The sequence below is a fragment of the Alphaproteobacteria bacterium genome (assembly GCA_020638555.1).
GTDB lineage: Bacteria > Pseudomonadota > Alphaproteobacteria > Bin95 > Bin95 > JACKII01.
Genome location: JACKII010000005.1, coordinates 248419 through 263999 on the forward strand (window position 1 = coordinate 248419; position 15581 = coordinate 263999).

17 protein-coding genes are annotated in these 15581 nt (G+C 66.4%); 9 read left to right on the forward strand and 8 right to left on the reverse strand.

All coding sequences use genetic code 11. The annotated features are described in order from the left end of the window. Positions 1-90 precede the first annotated feature (90 nt). The 3 genes from H6844_17480 to H6844_17490 form a co-directional block, all read right to left on the reverse strand. A complete protein-coding gene (locus tag H6844_17480; GenBank protein MCB9931198.1) occupies positions 91-408 on the reverse strand; it encodes a cupin domain-containing protein in 318 nt (105 codons plus the stop codon). A 47-nt stretch (positions 409-455) separates the two neighbouring features. After that, positions 456-812 (reverse strand): hypothetical protein, encoded by a 357-nt coding sequence (locus tag H6844_17485; protein ID MCB9931199.1) that lies wholly within the window; start codon positions 810-812, stop codon positions 456-458. 182 nt (positions 813-994) lie between these two features. Continuing rightward, positions 995-1750 (reverse strand): SDR family oxidoreductase, encoded by a 756-nt coding sequence (locus tag H6844_17490; protein MCB9931200.1) that lies wholly within the window; start codon positions 1748-1750, stop codon positions 995-997. Between the two features lie 73 nt (positions 1751-1823). On the opposite strand from H6844_17490, the gene H6844_17495 reads away from it, so the two are divergent. Next, positions 1824-3128, forward strand: coding sequence for an adenylosuccinate lyase (locus tag H6844_17495; protein MCB9931201.1), 1305 nt, complete (start codon positions 1824-1826; stop codon positions 3126-3128). Between the two features lie 438 nt (positions 3129-3566). Continuing rightward, complete coding sequence (locus H6844_17500) at positions 3567-3989, forward strand: hypothetical protein (GenBank protein MCB9931202.1); 423 nt, start codon at positions 3567-3569, stop codon at positions 3987-3989. 40 nt (positions 3990-4029) lie between these two features. On the opposite strand, the gene H6844_17505 is transcribed toward H6844_17500, so the two are convergent. From H6844_17505 to aroQ, 4 genes are read right to left on the reverse strand one after another with little or no spacing between them, the layout of a single operon-like run. Continuing rightward, positions 4030-4548 carry a DUF1499 domain-containing protein gene (locus H6844_17505; protein MCB9931203.1) on the reverse strand — a complete coding sequence of 173 codons (519 nt, stop codon included), beginning with the start codon at positions 4546-4548 and terminating at the stop codon, positions 4030-4032. Then, a complete protein-coding gene (locus tag H6844_17510) occupies positions 4545-6275 on the reverse strand; it encodes a dihydroxy-acid dehydratase (protein ID MCB9931204.1) in 1731 nt (576 codons plus the stop codon). Before H6844_17510 ends, H6844_17505 begins: the two co-directional genes overlap by 4 nt. A gap of 25 nt (positions 6276-6300) precedes the next feature. Beyond that, positions 6301-7011, reverse strand: a complete 711-nt coding sequence (locus H6844_17515; protein MCB9931205.1) for an SDR family NAD(P)-dependent oxidoreductase — start codon at positions 7009-7011, stop codon at positions 6301-6303. Between the two features lie 19 nt (positions 7012-7030). Beyond that, entirely contained in the window at positions 7031-7474 is a 444-nt protein-coding gene (gene aroQ / locus H6844_17520) for a type II 3-dehydroquinate dehydratase (GenBank protein MCB9931206.1), read from the reverse strand. A gap of 95 nt (positions 7475-7569) precedes the next feature. Here aroQ and H6844_17525 point away from each other — a divergent pair, with 95 nt between their 5' ends. The 6 genes from H6844_17525 to H6844_17550 all read left to right on the forward strand — a co-directional run bounded on the left by H6844_17525 (position 7570) and on the right by H6844_17550 (position 13112). After that, positions 7570-8424: an FkbM family methyltransferase gene (locus H6844_17525; protein ID MCB9931207.1), complete on the forward strand. Its 855-nt coding sequence runs from the start codon at positions 7570-7572 to the stop codon at positions 8422-8424. Positions 8425-8716: 292 nt separating this feature from the next. Beyond that, on the forward strand, positions 8717-9853 hold the full coding sequence (locus H6844_17530; protein ID MCB9931208.1) for a type III PLP-dependent enzyme: 1137 nt from the start codon (positions 8717-8719) through the stop codon (positions 9851-9853). Between the two features lie 154 nt (positions 9854-10007). Further along, positions 10008-10388 (forward strand): Rieske 2Fe-2S domain-containing protein, encoded by a 381-nt coding sequence (locus H6844_17535; GenBank protein MCB9931209.1) that lies wholly within the window; start codon positions 10008-10010, stop codon positions 10386-10388. Further along, complete coding sequence (locus tag H6844_17540; GenBank protein MCB9931210.1) at positions 10378-10773, forward strand: hypothetical protein; 396 nt, start codon at positions 10378-10380, stop codon at positions 10771-10773. Before H6844_17535 ends, H6844_17540 begins: the two co-directional genes overlap by 11 nt. A gap of 19 nt (positions 10774-10792) precedes the next feature. Continuing rightward, positions 10793-12022, forward strand: coding sequence for an amidohydrolase (locus H6844_17545; GenBank protein ID MCB9931211.1), 1230 nt, complete (start codon positions 10793-10795; stop codon positions 12020-12022). A 121-nt stretch (positions 12023-12143) separates the two neighbouring features. Then, on the forward strand, positions 12144-13112 hold the full coding sequence (locus H6844_17550) for a hypothetical protein (GenBank protein MCB9931212.1): 969 nt from the start codon (positions 12144-12146) through the stop codon (positions 13110-13112). Here the strand turns inward: H6844_17550 and H6844_17555 are convergent. Then, complete coding sequence (locus H6844_17555; GenBank protein ID MCB9931213.1) at positions 13026-13775, reverse strand: hypothetical protein; 750 nt, start codon at positions 13773-13775, stop codon at positions 13026-13028. The two genes, H6844_17550 and H6844_17555, sit on opposite strands and share 87 nt — an antisense overlap. A gap of 285 nt (positions 13776-14060) precedes the next feature. On the opposite strand from H6844_17555, the gene H6844_17560 reads away from it, so the two are divergent. Beyond that, positions 14061-15539: a PAS domain-containing protein gene (locus H6844_17560; protein ID MCB9931214.1), complete on the forward strand. Its 1479-nt coding sequence runs from the start codon at positions 14061-14063 to the stop codon at positions 15537-15539. Positions 15540-15581: the final 42 nt, after the last annotated feature.

Genomic DNA, 15581 nt, shown 5'->3' on the forward strand with positions numbered 1-15581 from the left:
ACGGATACGGCGACGGCCACCCGAGGCGGCAGGACCGATGCTAGAGCCCCGCACCGCCGCCGACAATCGCATGGCGCCCGCCGGGCCGATTCAGGCGTCCGGCGGCTCCAGGAACTCGGTCTCGATGAAGGCGAATTCGAAGTCGTTGCCGTTCCGGACGTCGTGCTCGACACCGGCCTGGCGGAAATAGGGCACGCCCTGTTTCAGCTCGGCCCGGCTGACCTGGCCCTGGGCGTCGACCAGTTCCAGGAAGCCGTCCAGCAACGGCACCACCACATAGTCGTAGTCGTGCCGGTGCCAGCCGGTGGCGTCGCCCCGCTTGGGGAAACGCCACTCGGTCACGCGGGTCCGCGCGTTCTCGATGAAGACGGTGGGCTTGGCGGAGCCGGGTTGGGCCGGGTTGCACATGGCGGATATCCTTTCGCCCCGATCCATGCCCGGCCCGGCGGCCGCCGTCAACCGGCCGTCGCCTTACCGGCGGCGGGGGCGGGATTGAGGGTGCGATAGGCTTCCTCGGCCTCCTTCTTCTGGCGCTCGCCGTCGCGCACCATTCTCTCGCCCTGGCTGATCTGGCTCTTGCCCTTGCTGACCATGGCTTCGCCGTCATCGACGTTTCCCTCACCCTTTTTGATCAGGGCGCGGCCTTCGACCACCGACGATTCGCCCTTCGACCATTTCTGGCCGATGGTGGAGATATCCCCGCCCTGGGTCTGAAGCCGGGAACCAAAGGAATTCTTGTCGGGGCCGCTGGTACAGGCGGCTGCACCCAGACCGAGGGCCACCACCGATCCGACAACCAACAGCTTGTTCATCGCACTATCCAATCGTGATTTTCGAACGCCGAGAGCCCGCCCGGCCCGTTCGGCCGGCGCCGGATCGGCGCGCACCCAGACCCAGATTGAACTTATTGAGGTAGGCGCGGCGGTAAAAATCGGTGTTTGCGATCGGATTTCAACCCCCGGACCGCGAACGGCCGGGGTCGGGCGGCACTCGGCTAATACGTCGCACGGCCGCCGGAAATGTCGAACACGCCGCCGGTGGTGAAGCGGTTTTCCTCGGACGCCATCCAGCAGACCATGGCCGCCACTTCCTCCACCTGGACGAAGCGCTTGCGCGGGATTTTCGCCAGCATCATGTCGATGTGCGTCGGGCTCATCTGCTCGAAAATCCGGGTCTTGGCGGCGGCCGGCGTGATGCAGTTGACGGCGATGTCGTGGTCCACCAGCTCCTTGCCCAGCGACTTGGTCAGGCCGATGACGCCGGCCTTGGCGGTGGAATAGGCCGCGGCATTGGCATTGCCCTCCTTGCCGGCAATGGAAGCGATGTTGACGACGCGGCCGTAATTCGCCTCGATCATCTGCGGGATGATGGCACGGCAGCAATAGAACACGGCGTTCATGTCCAACTCGATCACCCGGCGCCAGGCGTCGACCGGATAATTCCAGGTCACGTCGTTCGGCCCCGTAATGCCGGCATTGTTGACCAGGATGGAGATGGTGCCGAACGCCTCGTTCGACGCGGCGACCGCGGCGGCGATCTGGCTGACGTCGGTGACGTCGCACACCTGCGCGCGCGCCTGGTCGCCCAGGGTCGCGGCCGCGCGCTCCAGTTCGGCGGCATCGATGTCCCACATGGAGACATAGGCGCCGCTGGCGATCATGCGCTCGGTGATGGCCAGGCCGAAGCCCTGGGCCGCGCCGGTGACCACCGCGTGGCGGCCTTCGAGGTTGATCCGGTTGTTCTGCGCCATGTGTCCAACTTTCGCTTGCGGGTCATCGTGCTATACAGGCCCGGACCTGCGATTGCATAGAGGCGGACCGTTCATGATCCCGCGTTACAGCCGGCCCGAGATGGTCGGCATCTGGGAGCCCCAGACCAAGTTCGAAATCTGGTTCGAGATCGAGGCGCACGCCTGCGACGCCCAGGCGACGCTGGGCGTGATCCCGGCCGACGCCGCCAAGGCGGTGTGGGACCGCGGCCGGTTCGAGATCGAGCGCATCGACGCCATCGAGCGCGTGACCAAGCACGACGTGCTCGCCTTCCTCACCAACCTGGCCGAGCATGTGGGCCCCGAAGCCCGCTTCGTGCACCAGGGCATGACCTCCTCGGACGTGCTCGACACCTGCCTGGCGGTGCAACTGGCGCGCGCTTCCGACCTGCTGCTGGCCGGTGTCGACAAGGTGCTGGCGGCGTTGAAGGCGCGGGCGTGGGAGCATGCGGAGACCCTGACCGTCGGCCGCAGCCACGGCATCCACGCCGAGCCGACCACGTTCGGCCTGAAGCTCGCCGGCCATTATGCGGAATTCGCGCGCAACCGGGCGCGGCTGGAAGCGGCGCGGGCCGAGATCGCCACCTGCGCCATCAGCGGCCCGGTCGGCACGTTCGCCGCCATCGACCCGCGGGTCGAAGCCTATGTCGCCGAGAAAATGGGCCTAACGCCGGAGCCGATCTCGACCCAGGTGATCCCGCGCGACCGCCACGCCATGTTCTTCAGCGTGCTGGGCGTGATCGCCAGCGGCGTCGAGCGGCTGGCGACCGAAATCCGCCACCTGCAACGCAGCGAGGTGCTGGAGGCGGAGGAGTATTTCGCGCCGGGGCAGAAGGGCTCCAGCGCCATGCCGCACAAGCGCAACCCGGTCCTGACCGAGAACCTGACCGGCCTCGCCCGCGTCGTGCGCTCGGCCGTGGTGCCGGCGCTGGAGAATGTGGCGCTCTGGCACGAGCGCGACATCTCGCATTCCAGCGTCGAGCGGATGATCGGCCCGGACGCCACCGTGACCCTGGATTTCGCCCTGCACCGGCTGGCAAGCGTGGTCGAGAAGCTGGTGGTCTATCCGGACCACATGCTGGCGAACCTGAACAAGCTGGGCGGTCTGGTCTACTCGCAATACGTGCTGCTGGCGCTGACCCAGGCCGGCATGAGCCGCGAGGACGCCTATGCCAAGGTGCAGCAGCACGCCATGGCCACCTGGCGCGAGGGCGGCTCGTTCCTGGAGCGCCTGCAGGGCGACGCGGCCGTGACGGACCGGGTGCCGGCGGACCGCCTCGCCGAAATGTTCGAGCCCTGGCGCTATCTGCGGCATGTGCCGGCGCGCATGGAAGCCGTGATGGGGCCGCGAGAGGGCTAAGCCGGCGGGACCGCTCGGGCGGGGGCGGTCCGGGCTGAACAAACCTGAACATAGCTGAGCAAACCTGAACGGCCTGCTGCGGTGGCAGTGCCGCCAGATGGCGGCTTGCCCAGGGCGGAGGACTGCGATCATCCCCGGGAGGCTATGATCTGGGCGCCGCGGCGGAGGCCGCCCATAACCGTGCCCCAGTTTTCGGACGCGGGTGCCCATCCGTGGCGGATCGCGGCACCAGGAGCGTCCGCCACGTTATGCCCCGGAAACACTTTCGCTTTCCCGAGAATCCCCCATGTTTTGGCCAATCAATCGTTAGTCGCTGGAAACGATTGCAGCCCCGGGGCGATTTTGGTGCGCATCATTCTGTTTTTATCTGTTGCGATCTGCGTTATCGCGCTGCCGCTGTGGCGGACCGCAACAGACCGCGCCCCGCATCCGGCGGCCGTGGCGCCTGAAATGCGGGCGCTGGTCGAGGCCGGCGCCCACGCGGTGCTGCCGCTGATCCCGCTGCATCCGCGCGGAACGCATCGGGAAGCCGACTGGTCCGACGCCCTGGCCGAGGCGCTGCACGGCCGGACGGAGGTGCGCATCGCGCATGGCCGCGTCGATGTGGTCTCCGCATCCTATGCCATCGAGGTGGACTGGTTCGACAAATGGCACGAAGGGCTGGGACAGGCCCAGCATTATGGCCTCGCCACCGGCAAGGCGCCGGCGGTGGCCCTGATCCTGAAGCCCGACGAATGGCCTCTCGACGAGCGCACCCTGTCCAAGCTGGCGGTTATCCGCGAGGTGACGAATGCCCTGGGGGTCGAGGTGTTTCTGTTGCGCCTCGCGCCGCCGCGGCAAGCGGCGATGCGGTGGCGATAGCGAGGCCCGGCCCCGGCGCCCCTGGGTCCGCCCGCGTCGGTCAGTCCCCGCCGCCGGACAGGCGCTTGCCGACCCCGCGCAGCCAGGCCCGCACCCGGGACCGGTTGGTGCCCAGGTCCCAATAGCCGACCTCCGACCGGCTGTAGACGGCGACGGTCGAGCGACCGTCCGTCAATGGCCGTATGGCGATGCTCACCCGGTCGACGAATCCGAACAGGGGCGTACGGTCGGTGACCTCGATCCACAGGCCGTCGTCCGAACGCCAGACCCGTTCGACCCGCGGTTGGAGCGCCAGCCATGCCTGCCACGCCTTGGCCTGACGGGCGGCATCGACCGGGAAGTCCGGCGCCGGCTCATCGGCGATCGCGGCACACGGACCGTGGGAGGCCGCAAGCCAGGTGTTGGGCGAGGTCGGGCGTTGCAGCGTCGCGCAATCCGCAAGCGGGAAGGCCGGCCGCGCCGTGTCCTTCGCATCCGCGCCCGCCACGGCCATCACCAGAGCCACCGCCAGGACCGCGCCGAGGCGGCCGCCGTTCGCACCGCGCCGTCTCCGCGTCAATAGATTTTCGGCTCCGGCGTCGGGCCGCCCGCATGCAGAAAGTCGAAGTCGCAGCCCTTGTTCGCCTGGGTCACGTGATCCAGGAACAGACGGCCATAGCCGCGGGTATAAGGCTCCTCCTCCGGGGTCCAGGCGGCCATGCGGCGGGCCAGTTCCGCGTCGGACACCTCCAGGCGCAACACGCGCGCTGCCACGTCCAGCGTGATCATGTCGCCGTCCTGCACCAGGGCGAGCGGCCCGCCGACCGCGGCCTCCGGCGCCACGTGCAGCACGCAGGCGCCGTAGCTGGTGCCGCTCATGCGGCAGTCGGAAATGCGGACCATGTCGCGCACCCCTTCCGCCAACAGCTTTTTCGGGATCGGCAACTGGCCCCATTCCGGCATGCCCGGCGCGCCCTTCGGCCCGGCGTTCTGGAGCACCAGCACCGAGTCTTTCGTCACCGGCAGGTCCGGGTCGTCGATGCGCCGGTACATGTCGTCGACATTGGAAAACACCACGGCCGGGCCGGTGTGTTTCAGCAGGTGCGCCTCGGCGGCGGTGGGCTTGATCACCGCCGTATCCGGCGCGAGATTGCCGCGCAGCACCGCCGTGCCGCCCGAGGCCGACAGCGGGTTGTCGCGGCGGCGGATGACGTCGTCGTTGTAGATCTCTGCCCCGGCGATGTTCTCGCCCAGCGTCTGGCCGTTGGCGGTGAGGCAGTCGAGGTGCAACAGGTCGCCGACCTGCCCCAGCAGCGCCCGCAGGCCGCCGGCATAATAGAAATCCTCCATCAGATAGATGCCGGCCGGCTTCAGATTGCAGAGCACCGGCGTCTTTTTGCTGATTTCGTCGAACCGCTCCAGCGGCAGGTCGACGCCGGCGCGGCCGGCCATGGCGACCAGATGGATCATGGCGTTGGTCGAGCCGGACAGCGCCATGTCGACGGTGATGGCATTGTCGAAGGCCGCCGGCGTCGCCAGCCGGTCCGGCGTCAGGTCCTCCCACACCATCTCGACAATGCGCCGGCCGGAGCGGCTCGCCATCATCTGGTGGGTGGAATCCACCGCCGGGATCGAGGACGCGCCCGGCAAGGTGAAGCCCAGCGCCTCCGCCAGCGAGGTCATGGTGGAGGCGGTGCCCATGGTCATGCAGGTGCCGGCGGAGCGGGCAATGCCCTCTTCCAGGCCGAACCAGTCGTCGTCGGACAGATTGCCGGCGCGGCGCTCGGCCCAGTATTTGAACACGTCCGTGCCGCTTCCGAGCGTCGCGCCCTTGAAATGGCCGCGCAGCATCGGCCCGGCCGGCACATAGATCGCCGGCAATCCCATGCTGAGCGCGCCCATCAGCAGGCCGGGCGTGGTCTTGTCGCAACCGCCCATCAGCACGACGCCATCGACCGGCTGCGAGCGCAGCAATTCCTCGGTCTCCATGGCCAGGAAGTTGCGGTACATCATGCTGGTCGGCTTGGTCATCTGCTCGCCGACGCTCATGGCCGGCAGTTCGACCGGAAACCCGCCCGCCTGCCAGACGCCCCGCTTCACCTCTTCCGCCCGCTGGCGCATGTGGCTGTGGCAGGTGTTGGTGTCGGACCAGGTGTTGACGATGGCGATCACCGGCTTGCCGGCGAAGTCCTCGCGCGTGAAGCCCATTTCCATGGTGCGCGAGCGGTGCCCGAAGGCGCGCATATTGTCGACGCCGAACCAGCGATGGCTGCGCAGGTCTTCGGGGGTTTTCCGTCTATCCGCCATGGCCGTATCCTCCGTTGGACGTCTTCTAGAAGCGCTCGACCCAGGGCCGCACGTCGATTTCCGCGGCCCAGGCGCTGCGGTGCTGGGCGTGAAGCTGGTAATAGGTCTCGGCGATGGCGTCGGGCTCCAGCAGGTGATGCTCCGGCTTGTCGCCCTCGGTGGCGTGGTGCGGCCCGTGAATGCCGCCGTCGATCACCACATGGGCGACATGGAGGCCCTGCGGCCCGTAATCCCGCGCCATGGCAAAGGACAGCGCGCGCAGGCCGAACTTGCCGACGGCAAAGCCCGCCGACTGGCCATAGCTCTTGACGCTGGCGGTGGCGCCGGTGAACAGGATCGTGCCGCGGCCCTGCGGCAGCATGCGCTTCGCCGCCTCGCGACCGACGATGAAACCGCCGAGACAACCGCGCTCCCAGGCTTCCCTGAAGGCATCGACGGAAATGTCCGTCACCGAGCCGCGCACGCGGCCGGAAGCGTTGTAGACGACGATATTGGGCGCAGCACCGCAGTCGCGCTCGACGGCGGCGTAGAGGTCCAGCACCGAGCCCTCGTCGGTGGCATCGCAGGCATAGGCGCCGGCGCCGAATTCGGCCGCGATCGCCTGCACCGGCGCCAGCCGGCGCGAGGCCAGGGCCACCCTGGCGCCGGCCTTGGCGAAGCGGCGGCCGAGCGCCGCCCCCAGGCCGGGGCCGACGCCGACGATCAGGGCGATATCCTGGGCGATATCCTGGGTCATGGCGGAGTTCCTTTTTGTCCTAGTTGGCCTGGCACTGCGCCGCCAGCGCGTCCAGCGCCATCAGATAGCCGCGCGAGCCGAAGCCGCAAATCATGCCCTGGGCGGCGGCGGCCACAAAGGAATGGTGCCGGAACGCCTCCCGTTTGTGAATATTGGAGAGATGCACCTCGATCACCGGCACGGCCAGCAGCATCAGCGCATCCTGGATCGCCACCGACGTATGCGTGTAGGCGGCGGCGTTGATGATCACCCCGTCCGCCCCGGTCCGGGCCTCCTGGATCCAGGTGACCAGGTCGCCCTCCATGTTGGACTGGCGGAAATCCACCGCCAGCCCCAGGGTTTCCGCATGGGACCGGCAACCGGCCTCGATGTCCGCCAGGGTCTCGTGGCCGTAGATTTCCGGCTGACGCTGGCCCAGCATGTTGAGATTCGGGCCGTTCAGGATGAAGATCGGCTTGGCCATGGGCGGCATCCTTGTCGCGAATTCGGTCTTCGTCCATTAGGGGAGCCATGGCGGCAGCGCAACCGCCTAGGCCGGACCGCGTCAAAGGAGTGGCTATGCAGCCGACCCCGCCACCGCTGCTGTTTTCCCTGGCCCGGCGGATGATCCGGGCGAACCTGCCGGGCGGCTACCGGTTGCAGGAGACCTTGCGGCGGCTGGGCCGGTTGCAACGCCCGGCCGTCTACGATCTGGGCGGCGGCGTGCCGTTCGAGGTTCCGATCGGCCGGCGCGAGAACTCCTGGGATGCCGCCGACCTGGCTGGCTACGACCCCCCGTTGATTGCCGGGCTGGTGCGGGCGGCCGCGGCAATGCCGGCGCCGCCGACCCTGGTGGATGCCGGCGCGGATATCGGCACGGTCAGCGCCCAGGCCCGTGTCGCGGGCGCCCGCTTCGCCCGCATCCTCGCCTATGAGCCCAACGCCGTCGCCCATGCGGTCCTGGCCCGGAATCTCGCCGCCCTGGACGTTCCGGCGGCGGCGCGCCTGGCCGGCGTCGGCGCCCAACCGGGGCGGGGCCGCCTGCGGCAGCCCGATTTCAGCGCCCATGCCCATTCCGCCTTCGTCGACGAGGGCGACGATTTCCCGGTGGAGCGCATCGACGATCTGGGCCTGACCGGCCCCGTGGTGCTGAAACTGGACGTCGAGGGCGGGGAACTGGCCGCGCTGACCGGCGCTGAACACACCCTGCGCCAGGCCCCCGCCGCCGCCATCGTCTTCGAGGCGCATATCCGCCAGTCGCAGCGTATCGGCGAGGACCCGAGCGCGATCCTCCACTGGCTGCGCGCGCTCCGGCCCTGGACGTTCGAGGTGCTGGACGTTCCCGGGCTGGTGCCCGACCCGGACCGGCCGTTCTTCAGCCAGATCGCAGCGCCGCGCCCGATCGGCTACAACGTGCTGGCGCTTTCGACTTAATTTGCCCCAACCCCGAATTTTTCCTTGCATGCGGAGAGCGACAACGCTACATGCGCCGCTCGCACGCAAGCCCACGTGCCGGCGGGTCTCAGCGATCCCGGGGGAGGGTTCTCCCCACCGTCTCGCGAGGACGGTCTGGTGACCCGGTAACGAGGTAACATGTGCGCTCTGGGTGTCGGCGTTCCGGTCGGCCTTGTGGCGCGTGTTATGGCACGCTCGTGGCAAGTCCCGCCCCTATCGCGTCGGCATCACTGCTGGTCACGTTTCGATTGGTGGAAAGGGCTCCCGTGGTATGACGGCACGCATTTCTCGTTATTTGTCCGAAACCCAGCCGGCGACGCCGTGTCTGGTGGTCGACCTGGAAGCGGTGGCGGAGGCGTATGAGCGCCTGCAGCGCGCGCTGCCCATGGCGACGATTTACTTCGCCATGAAGGCCAATCCCGCCCGGCCGGTGCTGGAACTGCTGGCCGGCATGGGCTCGTCGTTCGACTGCGCCTCGATTTATGAGATCGAGGACGCGATTGCCGCCGGCGCGCCGGCGGCGCGGCTGTCGTTCGGCAACACGATCAAGAAACAGGTCGATATCGCCAAGGCCTTCAAGCTGGGCGTGACCATGTTCGCGTTCGACAGCGAGGCGGAGCTGGAAAAGCTCGCGGTCGCCGCACCGGGCGCGCGCGTCTATTGCCGCCTGGTCATGGACGGCGCCGGCGCGGACTGGCCGCTGGCCCGCAAGTTCGGCTGCGAGCTGGAAATGGCCTATGACCTGATGCTGAAGGCGCGCGACCTGGGGCTGGACCCCTACGGCCTCAGCTTCCATGTCGGCTCGCAACAGCGCGACCTGGGCCAGTGGGATGTCGCCGTCGGGCGGGCCGCCCTGCTGTTCACCGACCTGTCCGAGGCGGGCGTCAAGCTGCGCATGGTCAATATCGGCGGCGGCTTCACGGCGCGCTACAAGACCGAAGCGCCCGACCAGAACGACCACGCGACGGCGGTGATCGAAGCGCTGAACAAGCATTTCGGCAACCGCATGCCGGAGGTGATCGTCGAGCCGGGCCGCTCGCTGGTGGGCGATGCCGGCATCATCCAGGCCGAGGTCGTGCTGATCAGCAAGAAAAGCTACGACGACGACCAGCGCTGGGTCTATCTGGACATCGGCAAGTTCGGCGGCCTGATCGAGACCATGGACGAGGCGATCAAATATCGCCTGCGCACCCCCTATGACGACGAGAACGTGCGCACCTCGCCCGTGATCATCGCCGGGCCGACCTGCGACGAGGTCGACGTGCTCTATCGCAACAGCGGCTATGAACTGCCGGAAGCGCTGAGCGTCGGCGACAAGATCGAGATCCTCTCGACCGGCGCCTATACCACCACCTATTGCTCGGTGGCGTTCAACGGCCTGCCGCCGCTGCAAACCCACTGCATCTAGACGGCAATACGCTACCGCGAACGCCCTCGACGGCCGGTCCCAGTCCGGGGCCGGTCGTTTTCATGTGCGGATTGCCCCTTCCCTCCGGCGCGGCTATGCTTCTTTCGTAGCCACAATACCGGGCCGGCCGTACCGGCCTACCGCCAATGAGGAGATGCCGCCGGCCATGCAGACCGTCAGAGTGGGTCGTGTCGACGAGTTCGACGATCCCGGCCGCAAAGTGATTGCCGTCGGCGATACGGAAATCGGCGTCTTTCGCCTGGATGGCGAATTTTACGCCTGGGTGAACGACTGCCCGCACCAGGGCGGGCCGGTGTGCCAGGGCCGCCTGTTCAAGCGGGTGCTGGAGGTGATCGGCGAGGACCGGTCCAGCCACGGCCGCACCTATGACGAAAGCGCCCTGCACATTGTCTGCCCCTGGCACGGGTTCGAGTACGACGTGCGCACCGGCCGGCACCCGGGCATGCCGGACATCGCCCTGACGCCGGTCCCGGTGCAGGTGCAGGACGGAGAGGTCCATATCCTTGTCGAATGATGCCTCCGACGACCGCCGCAACGATCCCTACGCCGAAGCGGAAGCCCTGGCGGAGGAGGCGTGGCGGCTGGCCGCCAAGGCGGTGGCCGACGGCGACGAGGACCGGATTTCCGACGAAGCCGTGGCCAGGCTGTTCACCGCCGCGGTGAAACTGTACGCGGCCAAGGCCGACCGCGGCGAGCGCAGCCCGCGCGCCCTGCTCGGCAAATACGACGAGGTGGTGAGCCCGACCGAGGCCTTGACCGCCGCCACGGAAATGCTGCGCGCGCTGCGCCTGGGCCCGATGGAATTCGGCCTCTGGTCGCGCCGCCGGCCCGAAGACTATCACGAACTGGAGCCGGATGCGCCGCCCCTTGCCGCCCAGCCGGCGCCCGGCAAAACCTGAACCAATAAGGAGTCTCTCCATGGATGCGCCGATTCTGCCCGGTCAACCGATGCACGTTCAGGAAATCGACACCAAGACCGACACGCGCGAGATCCTGGCCCACTCCCGCAAGCATGCCGAGCACGCGGGCTATGCCGACTGGCTGATCGTCGACATCGACGCCCACCATGTCGAGACCGCCAGCTGGAACGAGATCGTCACCTATATCGACGACCCGGTCCTGCGCGACCAGGCGAAATTCTATCACGCCGAGAAGATCGGCGCCCCGCCCTATGGCCTGAACGGCGATCTGGGCCTGCGCTACCAGGATGTCGGCGGCCGCATCCCGCACCAGGCCGGCGTGCGCGAGGCGGTGGACGACACCAGCGTCCATCGGGACGTGATCCTGTCGCGCCGGGCCATGGAAGCGTTTGCGCTCGACTACATGGTGGTGTTCCCGACGCCGATGCTGTTCCTTGGCATGCACCCGCAGATCTACATGGAGGTGATGCTCTGCAACGCCTACAACAGCTGGCTTTGCGAGCGGGTGTTGCCGCACGATCCGGGGCTGACCGCCATGGTGGTGCTGCCCTACAACTCGCCCGAAGAGGCCTGCAAGACCGTGCAGCGCTTCGGCGACAAGCCGGGCGTGATCGGCTTCTCCATCACCTCGACCCGCTACAAGCCGGTGCATTCGAACGAGTATATGCGCCTCTATGCGATGATCGAAGAAACCGGCAAGCCGCTGGGCTTCCATGCCGGTTACCACTGGCAGGACCCGTCGCTGGCCACGTGCAACTCGTTCCTGGGCATGCACGCGCTGGGCTTTGTCTGGTCGAACATGGTGCATATGACCAACTGGGTGCTGAACGGCATTCCCGAACGCTTCCCGAAGCTGAATTCGCTTTGGATCGAAAGCGGGCTGGCCTGGGTGCCCTTCCTGATGCAACGCCTGGACGAACAATTCCTGATGCGCCAGTCGGAAGCCCCGCTGCTGAAACGCTTGCCGAGCGAGTATATGAACACCAATTGTTTTTATACGTCGCAACCGCTGGAAAAGGGCAACATGAAAGCGGTGGAGTGCACGTTCGATATGATCAAGGCGGAAACCCAGTTGCTGTTCGCCACAGACTGGCCGCACTTCGATTTCGATTCGCCCCGCGTGATCTATGACATGCCGTTCCTGAACGAGACGCAGAAGCGGCGCATTCTCGGCCTGAACGCCGCCGAACTGTTCGACCTGCCGGTCAAGCCCCATCAACAGGGGTGATAGGATTTACACATTTTGCGTTAACATTGCGGAAAGGATTTACCGATAGTTGAATAGGGACGACTGAATGTTCGCTCGCGAACTGGCCCGAAGTGTGCGCAGGACCGGGGGACCCAGAAAGATGCAAGTCAGTGTCTCTCCCGAAGGAGCCATCTATGCGCCTGGAACCGAGGCATTTTTCGAACGCATCGGATACTCCAATCCGGATTTCGATGCGGGCGATTATGTCGTGCGCAATCTGGGATTCGTCTCGATCGCGCGGCGGTCGACGGAGCGTATGATGGTCCGCATGCGTCCCAGCCTGGTCAGCAGCGCCGCGCTCGACAGCGCGCTGCGGGTGCTGGTCGGCCAGAATTTCTCCCACGGCGAAATCCAGCATTACGACCGGGAATGGACGTCGGAGGTCTGGCCCAACGATCCGGCCATGCTGCACCGCCTGGTGGAGCTGTGCGAAAAATCGGGCGAGGCCTATGAGCCCCGGTTCGGCGCCAAGCCGCTGCAGCTGGAGAGCATGGCGGATACGGACGACAACCCGTTGCGGCCGCTGTTCCAAAAATGGCGCATTTCCGCGAGCGTGTTCGACGACACCACCATGCCGTTCCTGATCAACTACGGCCTCGACTACCGGCTGATCGTGATGACCGCGGACGGCGTAAGCGATCCTCTGCGGTTCCAGTTCATGGGCGAAGGTTTCAAATTTTACGATGCCCGCCAAAAGGCCAATATTATTGGCGCGCCGATCAACCGCCAACCGGATGTCGATTATGGCCAATGGCTGCTTGGCCAATACAGCAAGGTGGTCAAGACGGGCATGCCCAGCCTTGACTACGTTACCGCATGCATTCGCTCGGATAGCGGACCAGGGCGCCGCAGCCGCTACGAACGGCTGCTGCTGCCCTGGCGCACTGCCGATAACAAGTTGCTGGTAACCTGCGCCTCCATCTTGATTTCCTCGGAAGCGGAAGGCGCAACCAGTGGCGACCTCCCCCCCAAAGCAGAGGCTTCAGGCGACCTGCCGTCGGACGGCGAGCCGCTCGGCGACGAATCGCTCGATATCGCTGAAAAGCTCACTTCGCGGCATACGCACTAATGCGATATCGAGGTCGCCAATCGGATGCCCCGGCGCGAGGATGCCCAATTGGATGTCCGAATACCCGTAAGCACTGGCGATATTGAGTTCCACATGCTCGCGCCGAACCACACTGATGGTCCAATCCGTCGACCATTGCCCGAACGCAAACACCCGACTGACCCGCGGCAGAATGCGAGACAGGCCCAACCGGCGGTAGTTGGGATGAAACCATGTGCTGCCGCTGAAACACACCCGTCCCGACACGGACTTGACCGAGCTCCGGTCCAGGAGAATGGGCGGGTGCCGGCGCGCATTCGGATACAGCAACCGGGCGATCAATGCGGTTGGGTCGGGGTCGTGCCAGTCGAACAGCCGGCCGGCCTGGGCAACCACGGTCTCCCCGTTCTCGGCGGTCCCGCTGATCCAATAGAAGTTGGTTTCGTCCACCTCGTTCTGCGCCGGGTCGAACACCGGAAACAGCGGATACCAGTTTCCCGCGGCCGCCTCGCGGCGGTTCAAGGCCACCAGTTCGTCAATGTCGCGCCGCACGCGCAAGCGAATGCCCCGGTCGCGCGCGATTTGGTCTGCCGTCAGCAGAAACCTGGCTATATCTTCGATCGGGCCATCCTGCACCGTCACCGCATCGGGCAAACGGACGCCTTGGAGATCACCGTACGACATGAAACTGCTCCTCTCTGCTTCGAGTGCCAACCGAACATTAACTATTTACGGTTGAGTAACTTATGAATATCACAACGAATAATTATCAACAATTGCAAATATTTACGTTACCACTACCGTATGTGTACAATTGGCGTAATATTTGCTCGAATGCGGCGAACGTCATCCTGCCCGATGGCGCCGTTCCCTTTCCCCGTTTCCGCCCATTGCATCCGACCGCTGGGAGGGCTCCGTGAGGGCTGCGATTGCGTGACTGTCTCACAAGAACCGATCAAAGCGGGCCTCGTGGCACCGGGCGGATTTGATGCCCTGGCCGGGATCGCATCGCCGATCCTGTTTCTCGAATCCGGCCATCCCGGCCTGATCGACCGGGTGCTGCTGAACACCGCGGCGGCGCGGCAATTTTTGGGCCTCTCCGCCCCCGGCCGCTGGTCGCTGGCCGAACCCGCCGCACTGCGCGCGGTCGGCCTCGACCTGGCGGCGTGGATGACATGGGACTGGGGCGACGAACACGCCAGCGAAACCGTCGATCACCGGATCGGGCCGCCGGACAAGGAGTCGTGGTGGCGCCTGACCGTCTCGCGCGTTCGGGCGGCGGCACCGCTCCGGTTGATGGCAAACGCCAGCCGCATCGACGACCTGTATCGCACGCACAACCTGCCGGACACGGTCACCACCGCGGTGGTCGAAGAGATCGAGCGACTGGCGGGGTTCGGCCATTACGCCTTCTGGCCGCAGCGCCGCGACGGCCTCTGGTCCAGCGGCATGGCGCGCATCTGGAGCGTGCCCGAGGCACAGTCGCCGCGCGAGTTCGAAAACATGCTGGCGCTGATCCACCCGACCGATCTGGAACGCCGCGCCGCCGGCGGCGAACGCGCCACCGTGGCGCAGGACACGCAGGAGGTTCGCATCGTCCGCGCCGACGGCGAGGTGCGCAATATCCGGAGCATCGCCGCGCAGCACATCGATGCCGAGGGCCGGGTTCAGCAGGTCACGCGGATCGACCAGGACGTGACGGAACTGCGCCGGGCCGAAGAGGAACTGCGCCTGGCACGGGAGGCCGCGGGAGACGCCGCGCGCGCCAAGGAAGCGTTCCTGCACCTGATGAACCATTCCCTGCGCACGCCGCTGAACGCCATTCTGGGCTTCGGCGAAGCCATGCGGGATCAGATTTACGGCCCCTTGTCGGCCGACTACGCCCAGTGCATCGACGCCGTCAACGACAGCGCCCAACGCCTGCTGGAGCTGGTCGACGATATCCTGGACCTGACCCGCCTCGAATCCGGCCGCTATTCGCTGTCCAAATCCGTTTGCGATCTCGACCAAATCATTGCCGAAACCATGGACCTGATGGCGCCCCGCGTCACCGAACGCAATCTGCGGCTGGCGGCGGCGGCACCGTCGGAGGACCCTGTCACCGTTTGGGGCGAGGAGCGGGGCGTGCGGCAAATCCTGGTCAACCTGCTGGAATTTGCGACGGCCTCCGGGCGCGACGTGCACACCATCACGCTGTCGGCCCACCATGCCGAAGACGGCAGCGCCACGCTGCGCCTCGAAGACGACGGCGCCGGCCTGGAGCGCGAAATCACGACCGCGCTCCGCGACCCGCTCGGCTCGGGCCTGAACGCGTCGGAAGTGCGCGGCGCATCCAGCTGGTTCGGCCTGTCCCTGGTCAAGTCGTTCCTGCAACTGCACAGCGGACGGCTCCACGCGGAGGCGACGCCGGACGGGCGGTTCCGCATCGACGTGACCCTGCCGCGTTAAAGCAATTTCGGGCGAGAGTGGCGGCGCCGTCCCTGTCTGCTA